The organism is Halomonas sp. YLB-10, from assembly GCF_003856855.1.
Lineage (GTDB): Bacteria > Pseudomonadota > Gammaproteobacteria > Pseudomonadales > Halomonadaceae > Halomonas > Halomonas litopenaei.
Genome location: NZ_RRCU01000010.1, coordinates 1 through 18,061 on the forward strand (window position 1 = coordinate 1; position 18,061 = coordinate 18,061).

12 protein-coding genes are annotated in these 18,061 nt (G+C 62.2%); 3 read left to right on the forward strand and 9 right to left on the reverse strand.

What is annotated here, in order from left to right; translation table 11 throughout:
• Positions 1–768: 768 nt before the first annotated feature.
• Together pssA and ilvC are read right to left on the reverse strand one after the other, a co-directional pair.
• On the reverse strand, positions 769–1,590 hold the full coding sequence (gene pssA, locus EBB56_RS19555) for a CDP-diacylglycerol--serine O-phosphatidyltransferase (protein WP_045994259.1): 822 nt from the start codon (positions 1,588–1,590) through the stop codon (positions 769–771).
• 263 nt (positions 1,591–1,853) lie between these two features.
• The gene (gene ilvC / locus EBB56_RS19560; protein WP_260425399.1) at positions 1,854–3,014 is read right to left on the reverse strand and encodes a ketol-acid reductoisomerase; all 1,161 of its coding nucleotides are present in this window, start codon (positions 3,012–3,014) and stop codon (positions 1,854–1,856) included.
• Between the two features lie 83 nt (positions 3,015–3,097).
• On the opposite strand from ilvC, the gene ilvY reads away from it, so the two are divergent.
• The gene (gene ilvY, locus EBB56_RS19565; protein ID WP_124805108.1) at positions 3,098–3,985 is read left to right on the forward strand and encodes an HTH-type transcriptional activator IlvY; all 888 of its coding nucleotides are present in this window, start codon (positions 3,098–3,100) and stop codon (positions 3,983–3,985) included.
• A 74-nt stretch (positions 3,986–4,059) separates the two neighbouring features.
• On the opposite strand, the gene ilvN is transcribed toward ilvY, so the two are convergent.
• Both ilvN and EBB56_RS19575 read right to left on the reverse strand, forming a co-directional pair.
• Positions 4,060–4,551 (reverse strand): acetolactate synthase small subunit, encoded by a 492-nt coding sequence (ilvN, locus tag EBB56_RS19570; RefSeq protein WP_045994256.1) that lies wholly within the window; start codon positions 4,549–4,551, stop codon positions 4,060–4,062.
• Positions 4,551–6,275 (reverse strand): acetolactate synthase 3 large subunit, encoded by a 1,725-nt coding sequence (locus tag EBB56_RS19575; RefSeq protein WP_045994255.1) that lies wholly within the window; start codon positions 6,273–6,275, stop codon positions 4,551–4,553. The genes ilvN and EBB56_RS19575 overlap by 1 nt, the downstream gene beginning before the upstream one ends.
• Before the next feature lie 740 nt (positions 6,276–7,015).
• On the opposite strand from EBB56_RS19575, the gene EBB56_RS19580 reads away from it, so the two are divergent.
• Positions 7,016–8,392 carry a sugar porter family MFS transporter gene (locus tag EBB56_RS19580; protein ID WP_124805109.1) on the forward strand — a complete coding sequence of 459 codons (1,377 nt, stop codon included), beginning with the start codon at positions 7,016–7,018 and terminating at the stop codon, positions 8,390–8,392.
• A gap of 256 nt (positions 8,393–8,648) precedes the next feature.
• Here the strand turns inward: EBB56_RS19580 and clpB are convergent, their stop codons facing one another.
• The 3 genes from clpB to rluD form a co-directional block, all read right to left on the reverse strand.
• Positions 8,649–11,231, reverse strand: a complete 2,583-nt coding sequence (gene clpB, locus EBB56_RS19585) for an ATP-dependent chaperone ClpB (RefSeq protein ID WP_124805110.1) — start codon at positions 11,229–11,231, stop codon at positions 8,649–8,651.
• A gap of 160 nt (positions 11,232–11,391) precedes the next feature.
• On the reverse strand, positions 11,392–12,147 hold the full coding sequence (gene pgeF, locus EBB56_RS19590; RefSeq protein WP_124805111.1) for a peptidoglycan editing factor PgeF: 756 nt from the start codon (positions 12,145–12,147) through the stop codon (positions 11,392–11,394).
• Positions 12,144–13,103, reverse strand: coding sequence for a 23S rRNA pseudouridine(1911/1915/1917) synthase RluD (gene rluD, locus EBB56_RS19595; protein WP_108133540.1), 960 nt, complete (start codon positions 13,101–13,103; stop codon positions 12,144–12,146). Before rluD ends, pgeF begins: the two co-directional genes overlap by 4 nt.
• Before the next feature lie 165 nt (positions 13,104–13,268).
• On the opposite strand from rluD, the gene EBB56_RS19600 reads away from it, so the two are divergent.
• Positions 13,269–14,087, forward strand: a complete 819-nt coding sequence (locus EBB56_RS19600) for an outer membrane protein assembly factor BamD (protein ID WP_045994250.1) — start codon at positions 13,269–13,271, stop codon at positions 14,085–14,087.
• 253 nt (positions 14,088–14,340) lie between these two features.
• Here the strand turns inward: EBB56_RS19600 and EBB56_RS19605 are convergent, their stop codons facing one another.
• The gene (locus EBB56_RS19605) at positions 14,341–16,107 is read right to left on the reverse strand and encodes a cytosine permease (RefSeq protein ID WP_108133538.1); all 1,767 of its coding nucleotides are present in this window, start codon (positions 16,105–16,107) and stop codon (positions 14,341–14,343) included.
• Between the two features lie 97 nt (positions 16,108–16,204).
• Complete coding sequence (locus EBB56_RS19610) at positions 16,205–17,530, reverse strand: sugar ABC transporter substrate-binding protein (protein ID WP_260425400.1); 1,326 nt, start codon at positions 17,528–17,530, stop codon at positions 16,205–16,207.
• Between the last annotated feature and the right edge of the window lie 531 nt (positions 17,531–18,061).

An 18,061-nucleotide genomic window follows, 5' to 3' on the forward strand; every position in this document is an offset into this window, starting at 1 on the left:
AACTTGGCTCAAGGTTCAAACGTCTCGTTTGACGAGTCGCTTGCCTTGATATTTCAGTGACAGTGTCACTGACTCATCGGCAAGCGCCCACATGAATTACCTGATCAAATTATTAAAGAGCATGCTCTGGGCTCTATAGAGAGCTTAAAGAGCGTCTCGCTTTGCTGCGCCGCAGCCCGAATCGTTAACCCGAGCCCTTGTCACAACGCCCTGCGAGGAAGGCGTATTCTACAGAATCGAAGCGTTTCGTCAAGGCTTTCTTTTTCGCCGTACAAGCGATGCCTGCAGGACCCAAGAGAAAGCGAAGCGAGCCTGACACGCATCCTGCGATACCGTCCTGGCGACTCCGATCGAGTGGCGAGCATTTTACCGATTTCTCGTTGCCCGTCAAGTGGAGAATTTTTCGAAGACTTGAAAAAGCCTTTTCAAAACAATCACTTTACCACCCTTCACCGCCTGTGACGTTTGCTCGTCGCCGGCAGCGGATGCGTACTTTACGCATCACCTCCGGCCTTGGCAAGCGCTTTTCGTAAAAAAATGCCAGATCATCGAGCAGTGTCGATCCAACAGCGGCACCATCTTGTCCACACCGCTCTATGGAAGCCCCCTGTGGATGAATGCACAGACTGCCCCAGAAGGCGCTTTCGGCACTCATACAAGAACAGGAACGCCCGCGCTAGGCGGGCGTTCCTGTCGGTCGTCAGTATAACGAAGCGTTGGGCTTGCTGCTCACATCGGCCTCTAATGTTACCGCAAGATGATCCTGGGCTAGGTCTTGAGCTTGCGCATCAGCGCCATCGTCGGACCGGACGCCACATAGGTACCGAACAGCAGCAACAGCATGACCGACGGCTCGATCGAGATCACGACAAATCCCAGCACGATGGCCAGCAGGGCCACAAAGGGCACCGGCCCCTTGAGATCGACATCCTTGAAGCTGTAGTAGCGAATGTTGCTGACCATCAAAATGCCAGCCGCCCCCACCACCAGCAGCATCAACAGCTTGAAGCCAAGAGCGGTGGCGTCGAAGCTGTGGAACGTCCACACACTGGCCGCCACCAGCGCCGCCGCCGACGGGCTGGGCAAGCCGATGAACCACTTCTTGTCGACGCTGCCGATCTGCACGTTGAACCGCGCCAGGCGAAGCGCCGCACAGGCCACGTACAGGAACGCCACCACCCATCCGGTCTTGCCGATGTCCTGCAGGATCCAGGTAAAGGCGACAAGCCCCGGCGCCATGCCAAAGGAGATCATGTCAGCAAGGCTGTCATATTCGGCGCCAAACTCGCTTTGTGTATTGGTCAGCCTGGCTACCCGGCCGTCGAGGCCATCGAGCACCATGGCGATGAAGATGGCCACCGAAGCGGCGGTGAAATCGCCATTGAGGGCGGCGACAACGGCGAAGAATCCCGAAAACAGCGCCGAGGTGGTGAACAGGTTCGGCAACAGGTAGATCCCCCGCCGTCGCACCTTCTTGCCGTCCTCGACCGCTTCTTCCACGACTTCGGATTCCCGCATGAAGGCGCTGGCCAGATCTTCATCCTGGGGCTCTCGTGGTTCCTGCTCACGCTTGCCTGCGTCTTCGCTCATCTCTGTCATCCATTGGCTTCGAGTATGGGATCATTCTACACGACCGGCCGGCCGTTACCGCCAACCTCGCGGCAGCCGTCCTCTACCTCCAGCCTCGGGCACCTGCGGGCCAAACGCAAGGCACAGCGCAGGATTCATGCGGCAGCACCATGACCACTCAGTCGTTCACCCATGACGCAACGGGGGAGGAGCACTGAGTGTGCTCCTCCCCCGTTTCTGTCCCCATCGGCGGGCAAGCCCGACGATGGGTTACCAGGAACCCATCAGTTCTTGGATTTGTCGACAAGCTGGTTGGCGGCGATCCAGGGCATCATGCCACGGAGCTTCTCACCGACCTGCTCGATCTCGTGCTCGGCGTTCAGGCGACGACGTGCGGTCATCGAGGGGTAGTTGCTGTTGCCCTCGTTGATGAACATCTTGGCGTACTCGCCGGTCTGGATACGCTTGAGGGCGTTGCGCATGGCGGCACGCGACTCGTCGTTGATGACCTCAGGGCCGGTCACGTACTCGCCATACTCCGCATTGTTGGAGATGGAGTAGTTCATGTTGGCGATGCCGCCTTCGTACATAAGGTCAACGATCAGCTTGAGCTCGTGGAGACACTCGAAGTAGGCCATTTCAGGGGCGTAGCCCGCTTCTGTCAGGGTCTCGAAGCCGGCCTTGACCAGTTCGACAGCGCCACCACACAGGACAGCCTGCTCACCGAACAGGTCGGTTTCGGTCTCGTCCTTGAAGGTGGTCTCGATGATGCCGCTGCGGCCACCACCGATGGCGGCGGCGTAGGACAGGCAGAGTTCCTTGGCCTGGCCGGTGGCATCCTGGTGGATGGCGATCAGGTCAGGAATACCGCCGCCACGGGCGAATTCGGAGCGCACAGTGTGGCCCGGCGCCTTGGGGGCGATCATCACCACGTCCAGATCCTTGCGCGGCTCGATCTGGTTGTAGTGGATGTTGAAGCCGTGGGCGAAGGCCAGGGTAGCGCCTTCCTTGAGGTTCGGCTCGATTTCCTGCTCGTAGATGGCCTTCTGGTTCTCGTCCGGCGCCAGCACCATGACGACGTCGGCGGACTGGCAAGCCTCGGCCACAGAGGCCACCTTCAGGCCGGCGGCCTCCGCCTTGGCGGCGGAAGAAGAACCCGGGCGAAGCGCGACGGTGACGCTGACGCCGGATTCCTTCAGGTTGTTGGCGTGGGCGTGGCCCTGGGAGCCGTAACCGACGATGGTGACCTGCTTGTTCTGGATCAGCTGAAGATCGCAGTCCTTGTCGTAATAAACGCGCATCTGGTGCTCCTGAAAACGAGTGCCTGCTCGGCGATAGAAGAGATCTTGTCTGTGTCGTGTTGCGTTCAGCGTTGATGGCCACCCGCGCCGTCTTGTGCGGCGCTGGGCAGACGAGAGGGCTCGCCCTCCGTCGATGCATCCCACCTTACGCCAGAGCCCGTATTGCGTAAAACGCTATATTTGCAATACTACGTGCCAAAATATGCAATTACAGATCAGGACTCCCCATGGACTTCCGCCCCCTGAAGCACTTTCTGATGCTGGCCGATTCACTGCACTTCGGCCGTGCCAGCGAGGCCTGCCACGTGAGCCCATCGACCCTGAGCCGCTCCATTCGCCTACTGGAACAACAGCTCGGCGTGGTGCTGTTCAACCGTGACAATCGCCACGTGGTGCTGACCCCCCAGGGAAAGCGCTTCCAGCGCTATGCCAAGGAAGCCCTGGAAGAGTGGGAGCAGGTCCGCCTGTCGTTGCAGAGCGAGGCCAAGCGCCTCAGTGGTGAAATCAGCATCTACTGCTCGGTGACCGCGAGCTACAGCTTTCTCTACAGCCTGCTGGCCGACTTCCGCCAGCGCTATCCCGCCATCGAGCTCAAGCTGCACACCGGCGACCCAGCCCGAGCCATCCAGCGAGTGCTGGCCGGCGACGAAGACATGGCCATTACCTCACGCCCGCGCCGCCTGCCCGATGGTCTCGCCTTCAAGTCGCTGACCCGCTCGGCACTGGTGTTCATCGCCCCACAAGAGCAACGACCGTGGGTGCCACAGCAGCCGATGAGCCCGAGCCAGACACAGTGGCAAGGGGTGCCAATGATCCTGTCGGAGGCTGGGCTATCGCGGGAACTGGCCGACACCTGGTTCAAGGCGCTGGGCGTGACGCCGACCATCTACGCCCAGGTAGCCGGCCACGAAGCCATCGTCAGTATGGTCGGACTCGGCTTCGGCATCGGTGTGGTGCCACGCATCGTGCTGGAGGCGAGCCCGCTGGCCGAACGCGTGAGAATACTCCCGGTCAAGCCGGAACTGCCGCACTACGACGTGGGCCTCTGTGTGCTGGAGCGGCGCCTGAAGAGCCCGTTGATCGATGCCCTGTGGCAGGAAGTCGTGGAGCGTTGAGGCCGGGCACGAAAACGCCGCCCCGAGAGGCGGCGTAACAGGTTCACCGGCTGCCCACCAGGGCCAGCGGTTTGCTAGAGGCTCAGCACCTTGTCACCACGGGCGATACCCGAGACGCCGGTGCGCGCTACTTCGAGAATGCCCACGGGGCCCATCGCCTGCAGGAAGGCGTCGAGCTTCTCGGCATCGCCAGTGATCTGCACGGTGTACAGACTCGGGGTGACGTCGACGATCTGGGCACGGAAGATGTCTACCGTGCGCTTGACCTCATCGCGGGCAGCGCCCAGCGCCTTGACCTTCACCAGCATCAACTCACGCTCGATATGGTTGCCTTCGGTGAGATCCACCAGCTTGACCACGTCGATCAGCTTGTTGAGGTGCTTGGTGATCTGCTCGATCACCCGGTCGTCACCGACGGTGGTCACGGTCAGACGCGACAGGGTCGGGTCATCGGTGGGCGCCACGTTGAGGGTTTCGATGTTGAAGTTGCGCTGGGAGAACAGCCCCACGACCCGCGACAGCGCACCCGGTTCGTTTTCCATCAGAATCGAGATGATATGTCGCATCAGGTCCGCTCCGTCTTGGAAAGCAGCATGTCACGCATGGAGCCCAGAGGCACCTGCATCGGATAGACGTGCTCGTGCGGGTCCACCGCGACGTCGAGGAACACCAGCTCATGGGTGTCGGCGAAGGTACGCGCCAGCGCCTCTTCCAGATCCTCTTTCTTCTCGACCCTGAGCGCGGTGAAACCGTAGGCCTCGATCAGCATCTGGAAGTCCGGCAGCGACTCCATGTAGGAGTGAGCATGGCGGGACTTGTAGTTGAGGTCCTGCCACTGGCGCACCATGCCCAGCGAGCCGTTGTTGAGATTGATGATCTTGACCCCACCACCGAACTGCTTACAGGTGGAGAGTTCCTGCATCATCATCTGGAAGCTGCCTTCGCCGGTCACGCAGACGACCTCCTCATCGGGGAAGTTCTGCTTGACGCCCATGGCCGCGGGAAAACCGAAGCCCATGGTGCCGAGTCCACCGGAGGTGATCAGCCGGTTAGGCTTGTCGAACTTGTAGTACTGGGCTGCGAACATCTGGTGCTGACCCACGTCGGTCGTGACGTACGCCTCGCCACGAGTCACCCGGCAGATGGCCTCGATCACCTCCTGCGGCTTGAGCACCTCGCCGGGCCTGGACGGCTCGTAGAGCTTGCCCTTGCGCTCGTCGCGCCACTCGTCGATGGTCTTCCACCAGTCCTTGAGCGCGTCGGGATTGGCGATCTCATGGCCCTGCACCAGGCTGATCATTTCGTTGATCACGCTGGCCGCAGGTCCAACGATGGGCACGTCTGCGCGCACCGTCTTGGACACCGAGCTGGGGTCGATATCCACGTGGATGATCTTGGCCGTGGGGCAGAACTTCGAGGTATTGTTGGTCACACGATCGTCGAAACGCGCGCCGATGGCGATCACCAGGTCGGCGTGATGCATCGCCATGTTGGACTCATAGGAGCCGTGCATGCCGAGCCAGCCCAGGCACTGATCGTCGCTCTGGGGATAAGCCCCGATGCCCATCAAGGTGGTGGTGATCGGAAAACCGAGCTGCTTGACCAGATCGGTCAGACCCTCGCAAGCACGCCCCTGGACCACGCCACCACCGGTGTAGAACACCGGACGACGGGCCTTGAGCATCAGCTCGACGGCCTTCTTGATCTGTCCGGTATGGCCGCGACTGACCGGGTTGTACGAGCGGATCTTGACCTTCTTCGGATAGACGTACTCGTAGCGCTCGGTGGGCGCCGTCATGTCCTTGGGTATATCCACCAGCACCGGACCGGGACGCCCGGTGGCGGCGAGATAGAAGGCCTTCTTGAGCACCTCGGGAATCTCGCTCGGGTGCTTGATCGAGAAGCTGTGCTTCACGATTGGCCGGGTGACACCGACGATATCGGTCTCCTGGAAGGCATCGTCACCGATCAGATGGCTCATCACCTGACCACAGAGCACGACCATCGGGATCGAGTCCATATAGGCAGTGGCGATGCCGGTCACCGCATTGGTGGCCCCCGGACCCGAGGTGACCAGTACCACCCCGGGCTTGCCGGATGCCCGGGCATAGCCGTCGGCGGCGTGGGTCGCGGCCTGCTCGTGGCGAACCAGGATGTGCTTGACCTTGTCCTGACGGAACAAGGCATCGTAGATGTGTAGTGCGGCGCCGCCCGGATAGCCGTAGATGTATTCCACGCCCTCATCCTGGAGGAAGCGGGCGATCATGTCCGCGCCTGAAAGCAATTCCACAGATGTATCTCCCCTGGAGGTCTCGAGTGCGATTCGCACCTGTCGTGGGTACGAAGTCGAGTGCAGCGGTATGCTGCTGCCGGCGCACCGGCACCTGATGCCAAACCCTGGCGTCCGTCGGCCCGGTTGGGGCCTGCACTCTCATCACGGCGGGTCACCGCGTCGGGGCGTTGGCCAGGCGGGGCGGTTAACCCGAACCTGGTAGTCCTTCGGCGGGTAGAGGCCCATTGGCCTACCCTTCACGCGGCGTTGGGGGTCACCCATCGTGCCGCGCCCGCAGTCAGGAACCCTCAAGATTCCAATAGCGCTCTGTGACTGTCAACCGCCGTTCCCATCGCGCTCGGTCAGAGCACTCTGAAAGGCCTCTTTTCGCGGGTGCAGCAAGACCAATGTCTAACGCCGTTTCCTCGAAATCTGGCCATGACGCTGCTGTAATGACGCCAGGTGACACGATTCACTTACTTTACCAGACACCGATGGAGAGGGTGCGGCGGAAAGTCGCCACGACAGTCGGAGCATGACGGCAGGAGAGTTTCTCTCTGCCCCGCCCCGGGTCTGATCGGCACCGCTGACGATCAGCGAACGACTCGCCGACGCTTTCAAATCGGGTCGCTGACACTTGCCATCTGGATCGCTGACGCCTCGAGAGAGAATCGATTCATCCAAGGATTTCTCTAGACAACCACAAGGTCTTTTCGACAACCACAACAACGCCCCCCTTTCACAGGAGGTAGCACTACATGTCTCGCATCGTGCAATGGTCCATCACCGTGGCGCTGGCAGGATTCCTGTTCGGCTTCGACACCGCGGTCATCTCCGGGGCCGACAAGCCCACCCAGGCGCTGTGGGGTCTCAGCGACCTGCAGCATGGCCTGCTGATCATGTCCATGGCCCTTTGGGGCACCGTGATCGGTGCCATCTTCGGCAACTGGCCCACCGATGCGCTGGGAAGGCGCGCCACCCTGCTGATGATCGGTGTACTGTACCTGGTCTCCGCGGTGGGCTCGGCGGTGGTGTCCGACCCCTGGCTGTTCGCCTTCTTCCGCCTGATCGGCGGCATCGGCGTCGGCATCTCGTCGGTGGCGGCCCCCACCTATATCTCCGAGATCGCCCCGCCGCGCCATCGCGGCTTTCTGGTCGCCATGTACCAGTTCAATATCGTCTTCGGCATCCTCATGGCATTCGTCTCCAACTATGTGATCGGCAGCCTGATGAGCGACGACGCCTGGCGCTGGATGCTGGGTATCGAGGCCATCCCTGCACTGATCTACACCCTGATGATCACCCGTGTCCCGCGCAGTCCGCGCTGGCTCATCCTCAAGAAGAACGCTATCGAGGAAGCCGGCCAGGTACTTCGCCAGATCAACCCTGATGCCGATGTCGACGCCGAGATCAACGCCATTCGCGCCGCCGAAACCGACGAAGCGTCCGCCAAGGCCCCCTTCTTCTCGCGTCGCTATCGTCTGCCGATTCTGCTGGCCTTCCTGATCGCCTTCTTCAACCAGCTCTCGGGCATCAACTTCATCATCTATTATGCCCCCCGGGTGCTCGAAGCCGCCGAACTCGGTAGCCAGGCAGCGCTTCTGTCCACCGCCGGCATTGGTCTGGTCAACCTGGTCTTCACCATGATCGGGATGTCGCTGATCGACCGCTTCGGCCGCCGTACCCTGCTGTTCATCGGCTCGGCCGGCTATCTAGTGTCGCTGGTGCTGATCTCTCGCGCCTTCTTCGCCGACGCCCTGGGCGGACTCGAAGTCCCGCTGCTGCTGGGACTGTTCATCGCTGCCCATGCCATCAGTCAGGGTGCGGTCATCTGGGTGTTCATCTCCGAGGTCTTCCCCAACCACGTGCGTGCCCGCGGCCAATCCTTCGGTGCCTCGATCCACTGGGTCTTCGCTGCGCTGATCACCCTGGTCATGCCCTGGGTGCTGGGCACCTTCAGCGGCGGGCCGGTGTTCGCCTTCTTCGCGGTAATGATGCTGCTGCAACTGGTGTTCGTGATATTCCTGATGCCAGAGACCAAGAACGTCAGTCTCGAGGAACTGCAAAAGCACCTGGTGGGCGACAACGTACGCCTGCGACGCGTGCACCTGTCCGGCGCCCGGGCGACGCGCTAGGGCTTGGCAAGAATAAGCCCGCGCTCGTTGCCCTTTCGGGCAGAGCCCAAGCCTTGAAGAAAACCACGAAAAAGCCCGCCGGGTGGGGAACCGGGCGGGCAAGGGGGTCACAGGACGCAACCTGACCTTCAGTATAGCGACCGATTAACCATTTGCTTGAGAATGGGTATTCGAATTACCCATCATGCACGAATGCCAGCCGAAGGCATCAGGCCCCTCCTTGATGAAGGGGCCTTCTTGCGTGATCGACCCGTGGTCAGCGGTCGAAACGTAACTGACCATCGTCGGCGACCACGCGGATCACGTCGCCAGCGCTGAACTTGCCGGCCAGCAGGTCCTGTGCCAGCGGGTTCTCGATCCGGCTCTGCAGGGCGCGCTTGAGCGGACGAGCGCCATAGACCGGGTCGAAGCCGACCACCGCCAACAGTGCCAACGCCTCGTCGGAGACCGTGAGCCCGAGATCGTGTTCTGCCAACCGCGCGCGCAGACGTTCAAGCTGTATGCCGGCGATCGCCTGGATCTGACCCTGGCCGAGGGCGTGGAACACCACCACTTCATCGATGCGGTTGATCAACTCAGGCCGGAAGTGGCTTCCGACCACCTCCATCACCGTCTGACGCATGCTGTCGTAGTCGGCGTCGTCACCACCGAACTGCTGGATGATGTCGGACGCCAGGTTGGAGGTCATCACGATGACGGTGTTGCGGAAATCCACCGTGCGCCCCTGGCCGTCGGTCAGGCGACCATCCTCCAGCACCTGGAGCAGGATGTTGAAGACGTCCGGGTGGGCCTTCTCCACCTCGTCGAGCAGCAGCACCGAATAGGGTTTGCGGCGCACCGCTTCGGTCAGGTAGCCGCCTTCTTCATAGCCGACATAGCCGGGAGGCGCGCCGATCAACCGCGCCACCGAGTGCTTCTCCATGAACTCGGACATGTCGATGCGCACCATAGCTTCCTCGGTGTCGAACAGGAAGTTGGCCAGCGACTTGCACAGTTCGGTCTTGCCCACCCCGGTCGGGCCGAGAAACAGGAAGGAGCCGTTGGGCCGGTTGGGGTCGGCCAAGCCCGCGCGGGAGCGCCGCACCGCGTTGGCCACGGCGGTGACCGCCTCGTCCTGACCGATGACCCGCTGGTGCAGGGCCTCCTCCATACGCAGGAGCTTGTCGCGCTCGCCCTCGAGCATCTTGGCCACCGGAATGCCGGTCCAGCGTGACACCACCTCGGCGATTTCCTCCTCGGTGACGTTGGAGCGCAAAAGCTTGTGGTGACGGGTGTCCGCCTCGGCATCGCCGCTCTCGGCAATCTTCTTCTCGAGCTCCGGAATCACCCCGTACTGCAGTTCCGACATCCGCCCGAGGTCACCCTGGCGGCGAGCCTGCTCCAGGTCGACCCGCGCCCGGTCTAGCTCGTCCTTGAACTGGGCCGCGCCCTGGATGCTGGCCTTCTCGGCCTTCCAGATTTCGTCCAGGTCGGCGTACTCGCGCTCGAGCTCGCCGATCTGTTCCTCAAGGGTATCGAGGCGCTTGCGCGAGGCCTCGTCGGTTTCCTTCTTGAGGTGCTCGCGCTCCATCTTCAACTGGATCAGGCGACGATCCAGACGGTCCATTTCCTCCGGCTTGGAGTCGAGCTCCATGCGAATGCGCGACGACGCCTCGTCGATCAGGTCGATGGCCTTGTCCGGCAGCTGACGATCGGTGATGTAGCGCGTCGACAGCTTGGCCGCCGCGATGATCGCGCCGTCGGTAATGTCGACGCCGTGGTGCACCTCGTAGCGCTCCTTGAGGCCACGCAGGATCGCCACCGTGTCTTCCTCGCTGGGCTCGTCCACCTGCACCTTCTGGAAACGCCGCTCCAGCGCCGCATCCTTCTCGATGTACTTGCGGTACTCGTCCAGGGTGGTGGCACCGACACAGTGCAGCTCACCCCGGGCCAGCGCCGGCTTGAGCATGTTGCCGGCGTCCATGGCGCCCTCGGCCTTGCCCGCACCGACCATGGTGTGCAATTCATCGATGAACAGGATGACCCGCCCTTCTTCCTGGGACAGCTCGTTGAGCACCGCCTTCAGGCGCTCCTCGAATTCGCCGCGAAACTTGGCCCCGGCCAGCAGCGAGCCCATGTCCAGCGACAGCACGCGCTTGTCCTTGAGCCCCTCGGGCACCTCGCCGTTGATGATGCGGCTGGCCAGCCCCTCGACGATGGCGGTCTTGCCGACGCCAGGCTCGCCGATCAGCACCGGGTTGTTCTTGGTGCGCCTCTGCAGCACCTGGATGGTGCGACGGATCTCGTCGTCACGCCCGATCACCGGATCCAGCTTGCCGTCGGCGGCCCGCTGGGTCAGATCCAGGGTGTACTTCTCCAGCGCCTCGCGGCTGTCCTCGGCGTTGGCGTCATCCACCTTCTGGCCACCGCGCACGCTATCGATGGCGCCCTCCAGCGACTTGCGCGCAAGGCCAGCCTGGGTCAACGCCTTAGCCACGGCATGCTTCATGGCGATTGCCGCCAGCAGTACCAGTTCACTGGCGATGTATTGATCGCCACGCTTCTGGGCCTCGGCATCGGTGAGGTTGAACAGCTTGATCAGATCCCGGGACGGCTGCACTTCGCCGTCGAACTGGGCGACCTGGGGCAGATCGTCGATCTGGCCCGCCAGGGCGTCACGTAGCCGACCGGCGTCGCCCCCCGCCTTCTGTACCAGCGCCTTGACGCCGGTGTCGCGGTTGTCGAGCAGCGCCAGCAGCAGGTGCGCAGGTTCCATCTGATTGTGCCCGCGCCCCACGGCGAGGGACTGGGCGTCGGCGATAGCCTGCTGCAGCTTGGCGGTAAACTTGTCAAAACGCATCGATATCTCCTTTCGGGATGGCGATGCGTTCGGACGCACCGCTTGACCCTGTCAATGTGACTTGACAGAGATATGGCGGTGCTTTAGGGACGTTTCAAGTCTAGTGAAGCAGTTTCACGTCTAGAGGGGAGTCTCGGGAAAAGTGCGACGTCGGTCCGTTCTATCGCAGCCAGATCACGCTGGCCATGCGCCCGGTGACGCCGTCGTCACGACGATGGGAATAGAAGCGTGATTCACAGGCGGTGCAGAAGTGTCCGCCGCTGACGTGGGAGACGCCAAGACGTTCAAGCCGCAGACGCGCCAGCTTGTAAAGGTCCGCCATATAGTGCCCCAGGCGATAGGGGCTCGGTTCAAAGGCGCTGGCCGCCTCGGGGTGCACGCCGCAGAAGGCCTCACGCACCTCGGGTCCGACCTCGAACTGAGCGTTGGAGATCGCCGGCCCCAACCAGGCCATCAGTTCCCCAGGCGCAGTGCCCAGGGAGGCCACGGTAGCCTCCAGTACGCCACCGGCCAGGCTGCGCCAGCCAGCATGGGCCAGCGCCACGCGCTCTCCGCCACGATCACAGAAGAACACCGGCAGACAGTCCGCCGTCAGTATCACGCAGGCGTAGTCACGGGTGGTCGCCACCGAGGCATCGGCCTTGGGTATGGTGTCGCTGAAGCCATGCTGGACGCTGGCGCCGTGGACCTGATCGAGCCACAGCAGCGGAAGCTCATCGCCCAGTTCCTTGCTCAACTGGCGCCGACAAAGCTCCACATGTTCCGGCTTGTCGCCGACGTGACTGGCCGGGTTGAAGGCGGCGTAGGGTCCCTGGCTGGGGCCGGTCTCGCGGGTGGTGACGAAGGCACCGACATTGGCCGGAGCAGGCCAGTCGGGCACGATCACGCTGGGGCGCAGGTCGAGGGCATCGATCATTGCATGGTCTCCGCATCGTCACGCAGGAAGTCCAGCAGCATCAGCAGGTCATCCGGCAGCGGCGCCTGGAAGCTGACCTCCTCACCGCGACTCGGGTGGACGAAGGCCAGTCGACGCGCGTGCAGCGCCTGGCGCGGAAACTCGCGCAGGATCTCCTTGAGCGTCTGCTCCGCTCCGGGCGGCAGCTTGAGTCGCCCACCGTAAACCGGGTCGCCGATCAATGGAAAGCGCCGGTGCGCCATGTGCACGCGAATCTGGTGAGTGCGGCCGGTCTCCAGCTTGCAGCGAACGTGGGTATGGGCACGAAAGCGTTCCACCACCCGATAGTGGGTCACCGCCGGCTTGCCCGAGGCGGTAACCGCCTGGCGCTTGCGGTCCTTGGGATGCCGGCCGATCGGCGCATCCACGGTGCCGCCAGAGGTCATCTTGCCCACCACGATGGCGTCATACTCCCGCGACACGCTACGCGCCTGCAGCTGCGCCACCAGGTCAGCGTGGGCGGCCAGGGACTTGGCCACCACCATCAGCCCGCTGGTGTCCTTGTCGAGGCGATGCACGATACCGGCACGAGGCAAGGTGGCGGCGTCGGGAAAGTGGTGCAGCAAGGCATTGAGCAGGGTCCCGTCGGGGTTGCCCGCAGCGGGGTGAACCACCAGCCCCGGCGGCTTGTTGACCACCAGTACCTGGTCGTCCTCGAACACCACCTCAAGCGGAATATCCTGCGCCTCGAAGCGAGTGTCATCCTCGATGAGGGCCTTGAGCACCAGCCTTTCACCGCCGTGGACCTTGTCCTTGGGCTTGGCCGCAGCCCCATCCAGGGTCAGGGAACCGTCCTTGATCCAACCCTTCAACCGCTCCCGGGAATAGTCGGCAAACAATTCCGCTGCGGCCTGGTCCAGGCGATAGCCTGCCATGTCGAGGGGAATGCGACTGTGGACGTCGAGGGTCTGTGACATGGTTCGGAACACTTCTCTGTGGGGATCGAAGATTGATGGCAACTCGCGCACAAAACACGTGGCCCGCAGCAGGAAGACTGCGTTTCCAGGCAAGGTGCTTTATAGTGGGCGGATCGCGGCCGATTCTACCACGGCCGACCCGGGTTGTTTGACACGAGGACCAAGATGCGCGTTTTCACTACTTCCGCCGCTCGCCTGGGCGCCCTGGTGTTGATGGGCGCGGTACTCGGCGGCTGCGCCAGCAACGACGTCGAGGAAGAGCGCTACGACGGCGCCACCGAACGCCAGCTCTACCAGGAAGGTCGCCAGGCCCTGGAGAACGGCAGCTTTACCACGGCCATGAACCGCCTGGAAGCCATCGACACCCGCTTCCCCTTCGGCGACTACGCCGAACAGGCCCAGCTCGAACTCATCTATACCTACTACGAGATGGATGACTGGGAAGCCGCCCGGGCCGCCGCCAGCCGCTTCATTCGCCTGCACCCCAACCATGCGCAGGTCGACTACGCCTACTACATGCGCGGGCTGGCCGCCTGGCAGGCCGGTCGTTTCAGCCTGGAGTCGCTCAAGGTCATCGATATCTCGGAGCGGGACCTCGGCGCTACCCGAGACGCCTACACCGACTTTACCGACCTGATCACCCGCTATCCGGACAGTCCGTACGCCCCGGACGCGCAACAGCGCATCATCTACCTGCGCAACCTGCTGGCCCAGCAAGAGCTGCATGTGGCCGACTTCTACCTGCGCAAGAAGGCCTACATGGCCGCCGTGCAGCGGGGTCGCTGGGTGTTGGAGAACTACCCCCAGGCCGAGGCTACCCGCGACGCCCTGGCGGTGATGGTCGAAGGCTACCTCGGCATGGGCCTGCGTGATCGCGCCAGCGAGACGCTGCAGGTGCTGATCGAGAACGACCCGGACAACGAGCGCCTCAACGGTCGTCGCTTCGAACCCAAGTACGTCGACGGCGCCCCACTGAGCGCCTGAACGACCGCAAGGCAGGCGGTGCCGTGAGGTTGCCGGCAGGCCAAAGAAAGGAGAAGGGGCCGCCCATGGGCGGCCCCTTCTTGTTGCGGCGCTTGCTTTCATTCGCTCTGCGCTTCGCTTCGTTTCCTTTCTCTTCGTCCAGCTCCCATCTTGACGCTCCAGGGCTGCGATCCACCGTCCTTCCGCCGTCGCTGGCCTGTGGCTGCCCTTGGCGTCCACCGCAGGCCAGGCTCCGGCTATTTTCTGCTTCTACTCAACCTGTCGATGCCTGGGACGGTGTGCCCTCGGGCTCCCGACGCTTGAACTGCTTGGAGCGCTGCAGGCCCCAGTAGGCGAAGACGAAGTAGATAACCGTGCACCAGATGGTGATGTCGTAGAACAGCTCACGATTGACGTAGTACTGATACAGGTCGGGGCTTTCAAACATCACCCGCCAGGCCAGCACCGCTGGCACACCCAGTCCAACGATCCCCCACATCACCTTGATGCCCTTGGATAGCAGTGTCTTGTCCTCCACGCCTTCGCGGTACTTTTCCGCCGCCTTGCGCCGGTGATGTTCGACCACCCGCTCGTTGAACTCCTGCTGGGCCTTTTCCTTCTCTGGATAGGCCTCACAGGCACCGGCCCTTCGCGCCAGCACCACGTAGACCAGGATCGATACAAACCAGGTCGGCAGGAACAGGTAGTAGAACGGCATCACGTCGAGGACATTGAGCCCAAAACCGAAGATCAGCGAGATACCCCAGCTAGCGATCGCCGGCCGGTTGTCGGCAAGGCCCTTGAAGTTGGCCCAGTAGCGGGTCATGCCGAGCCGCGGGAACAGCTGGTACTCAGCAAAGGCGATGCCGCCCACCGGCACCAGGATCAGGCCAGCGTAAGTCAGCAGTGGCAACATGCTGCGGTAGACGAAGGGGAAACAGCTCGCGCCCATCACCCCGAGCCCCACCAGCATGGTCACCTTCCAGCGCTTGACCTCGGGCATCAGCGCCTGGGCGGCCAGACCGGCGCGGTACAGGTTGGAATTCGCCGTGGTCCAGCCGGCCACGATCACGATCACGAAGCCGGACATTCCCAACGCGTAGAACGCCACATCGCCGGGGTCGACCACCAGGATACTGAGCTTCATGGTGGCGGCGGTGGCCGCCCCCATCAGGCCCGCCGAGATCCAGGCAACGTAGTGGCCGAACATCATGCCGGTACTGGTGGCCAGGGCGTAGCGCTTCTTGCGGGCATAGCGCAGAAGCGCCATGTCGATCAGTCCGAAGTGGGCGAAGGTATTGGCGGCCCAGGCGAAGCCAATGACCTCCCACAGCCCGATCCCCGGTTCGCCATCGGCGTTGATGCCGGTGAATACGCTGGCACTGGCGATGGCGACGAAATCCGAAAAACTCGTCAAGGTGGTAAAACCGGTCACCGACTCCGACAGCGCCGGTATCAATACCATGCCGCCGGCGGTGAACATCACCATCAGCCAGGGTGCACAGATGCTGGCGAACTCGCTCAGGGCGTTGAAGCCGAAGGCCGCGACCAGCACCACGATGGCCCCTACGGCAAAGGCGATGATGACGAAGGCCATGTCGGTGGGATAGGGCGCCACCTGAGGTGGCACATCGAAAAGCACCCGCACCGCGGTGGCAGAGACCGTGATCATGGCCGCCGAGATGGCAGCAAAGATCACCACATTGGCGCCGTTGTAGAGCTTCGCCATGACGTTGCCGGCGATGCGTTCCAGGTAGGCGAAAAGACTGAGCCGGGTGCCGACGGCGATCGGTGCGGTGATCAGGGTGAAACTCAGTATCGCCAGGGTGTTGCCGATGACCAGACCGATCAGAATGTCCCAGATGCCGGCACCGAGGCCGACGAAGGTGGCACCGATCACGAACTCGGTCGCGGCCACGTGCTCTGCGGCATACAGTCCGAGAAAGTGCTTGGCACCGTGCTGCTTGTGGGGCGGAACCGGCAGCTGTTCATCGTCGACGCTGTCTAGAGATTGCTGCGGGTCAAATCCGGATGTCGCCATGGGCGCCTCCTTGTGTGTCACTCATCTCGCTTGCGGGTGAACGTCGCACCTGCGGGCTCACCCGTTCCGCCGGCTTCCTTCGAGGAGCCGATCGCCACTACTGCTGAGCAAAGCGTGCCTGCTCGGTCACCTTCTCGGTGACCCACTGAGCATCTTCGATGGCTTCCTCGGCGGAGATGTCTCCGGCCAACGCCTTGGCGAAGCGGTTACCCACCGCCGTACCGATACCCTGAAAAGCGGGGATCGCCACGTACTGAACGCCTCGATAGGGCACCGCCTGTACCGTCGGGTCATCCGGATTGGCGCTCCTCAACGATTCCAGCACCAGCTCACTGTAGGGCGCGGCCTCGCGGTAACTCGGATTGTCGTAAAGCGAAGCACGGGTCCCCGGCGGCACCTGGAACCAGCCCTCTCGCTCGGCCACCAGTTCCTGATAGCCCCGGGAGGTGGCCCAGGCGACAAAGCGCTTGGCCGCCTCGCTCTGCTCGGAACTGGAGGGAATTGCGAGCGCCCAGGCCCACAGCCAATTGCTGCGCTTGTCCAGTCCGTTATCAGGCGCCAGAGCGAATCCCACGCGATCGGCGACCTCGGAGGCCTCGGGATCGGTCACCGCGGATGCGGCCACGGTGGCATCTACCCAGATGCCGCACTTGCCCTGCTGAAACAGCGCGAGATTCTCGTTGTAGCCGTTGTCTTCCGGATTCGGCGGGCCGTACTCTCCCAACAAGGTCAGATAGAGGTCCAGCGCATCGCGCCAGCCACCTCCCTCAAGCTGTGGCTGCCACTCTTCATCGAACCAGCGACCGCCGAAGGCGTTGGCCATGGCGGTCAACAGGGCCATGTTCTCGCCCCACCCCGGCTTGCCCCGCAGGCAGATGCCGTAGTGTTCATCGGAGTCCGAGAGCTTTTCTGCCGCCTGTTCAAGGAAGTCCCAGCTCGGCGACTTGGGCATGCTCAGGCCCGCATCCTCGAACAGGTCCGTGCGGTACATGGTGAAGGCGGACTCCGCATAGAAGGGAGCCGCGTAGAGAACATCCTGATAGGACAGCGCCTGGCGCACGGTGGGCAGCAGATCCTCGGGCTGGTAGTCGCCAGGCATGTCGGCGATGGGTACGAGCCAGCCACGCTCCGCCCAGATGGGGGCTTCGTAGGTGCCGATGGTAACGATGTCGAAGCGCCCCCCGGAGGTGGCGATATCGGTGGTGACCTGCTGGCGCAGCGTACTCTCGTCCAACGTCACCCAATTGAGCTGAATATCGGAATTCCCCGCGACAAAGTCCTCGCTCAGCTCTCGCATCCGCAGCATGTCCCGGTTATCCACCGTGGCAATGGTCAACTCGGCAGCCACGCCATGCTGGGCAAACACCGCCCCACCCCCCATCACCAGCGCACAAACGGTTTTAACTCGAAAGGACGTCATCATTCGCGCTCCCTCTGCCGGCGTTATAGGTTCCTGTTCTAAAAAACCTTAGCACCATCGCGTCGCCCCAACATTGAAATGTCGCGCTTTATTTACCGGGACATTGGTCTAAACACACCCAGAAACCACTATTACAAATTAATTTAATTAGGCATATATGATTTCAAAAAACCCATTAAAAACAATGGTAAGGAATAAATTTGCGCCTATCCCCCTGAAAACAACCATACTAGTTCAGCAAGAACTGCGATATCGCCTACACCTCGCACCGCACTCTTCTCCATTACCTTTACGATGCCTATTGGCGCTTCAGTCATGAAGGCTTAAATCATCTCTTCCGACGAATATGCAAAGTGACGTCGATCACCATGTAAAAATGGCGTACGCATCAAAGCAAATACCATCTAATGGTCGCGGGGCTTTAGCGAGCGCAAGAGAAATCCCGGCCCGGGAAATCATGACCAACGACGGGAAGTGACGTCGCAAACAGCGAAGGGTGGGCATAACATCGCCACCCGCCGAGCCGATCTGGCC

Bases quoted from the DNA above. Each gene is read 5' to 3' on its own strand.
- pssA (WP_045994259.1), bottom strand. From the start codon at position 1,590: ATGAGCGAAGACGCAGGCAAGCGTGAGCAGGAACCACGAGAGCCCCAG.
- ilvY (WP_124805108.1), top strand. From the start codon at position 3,098: ATGGACTTCCGCCCCCTGAAGCACTTTCTGATGCTGGCCGATTCACTG.
- ilvN (WP_045994256.1), bottom strand. From the start codon at position 4,551: ATGCGACATATCATCTCGATTCTGATGGAAAACGAACCGGGTGCGCTG.
- EBB56_RS19580 (WP_124805109.1), top strand. From the start codon at position 7,016: ATGTCTCGCATCGTGCAATGGTCCATCACCGTGGCGCTGGCAGGATTC.
- clpB (WP_124805110.1), bottom strand. From the start codon at position 11,231: ATGCGTTTTGACAAGTTTACCGCCAAGCTGCAGCAGGCTATCGCCGAC.
- pgeF (WP_124805111.1), bottom strand. From the start codon at position 12,147: ATGATCGATGCCCTCGACCTGCGCCCCAGCGTGATCGTGCCCGACTGG.
- rluD (WP_108133540.1), bottom strand. From the start codon at position 13,103: ATGTCACAGACCCTCGACGTCCACAGTCGCATTCCCCTCGACATGGCA.
- EBB56_RS19600 (WP_045994250.1), top strand. From the start codon at position 13,269: ATGCGCGTTTTCACTACTTCCGCCGCTCGCCTGGGCGCCCTGGTGTTG.
- EBB56_RS19605 (WP_108133538.1), bottom strand. From the start codon at position 16,107: ATGGCGACATCCGGATTTGACCCGCAGCAATCTCTAGACAGCGTCGAC.
- EBB56_RS19610 (WP_260425400.1), bottom strand. From the start codon at position 17,530: ATGATGACGTCCTTTCGAGTTAAAACCGTTTGTGCGCTGGTGATGGGG.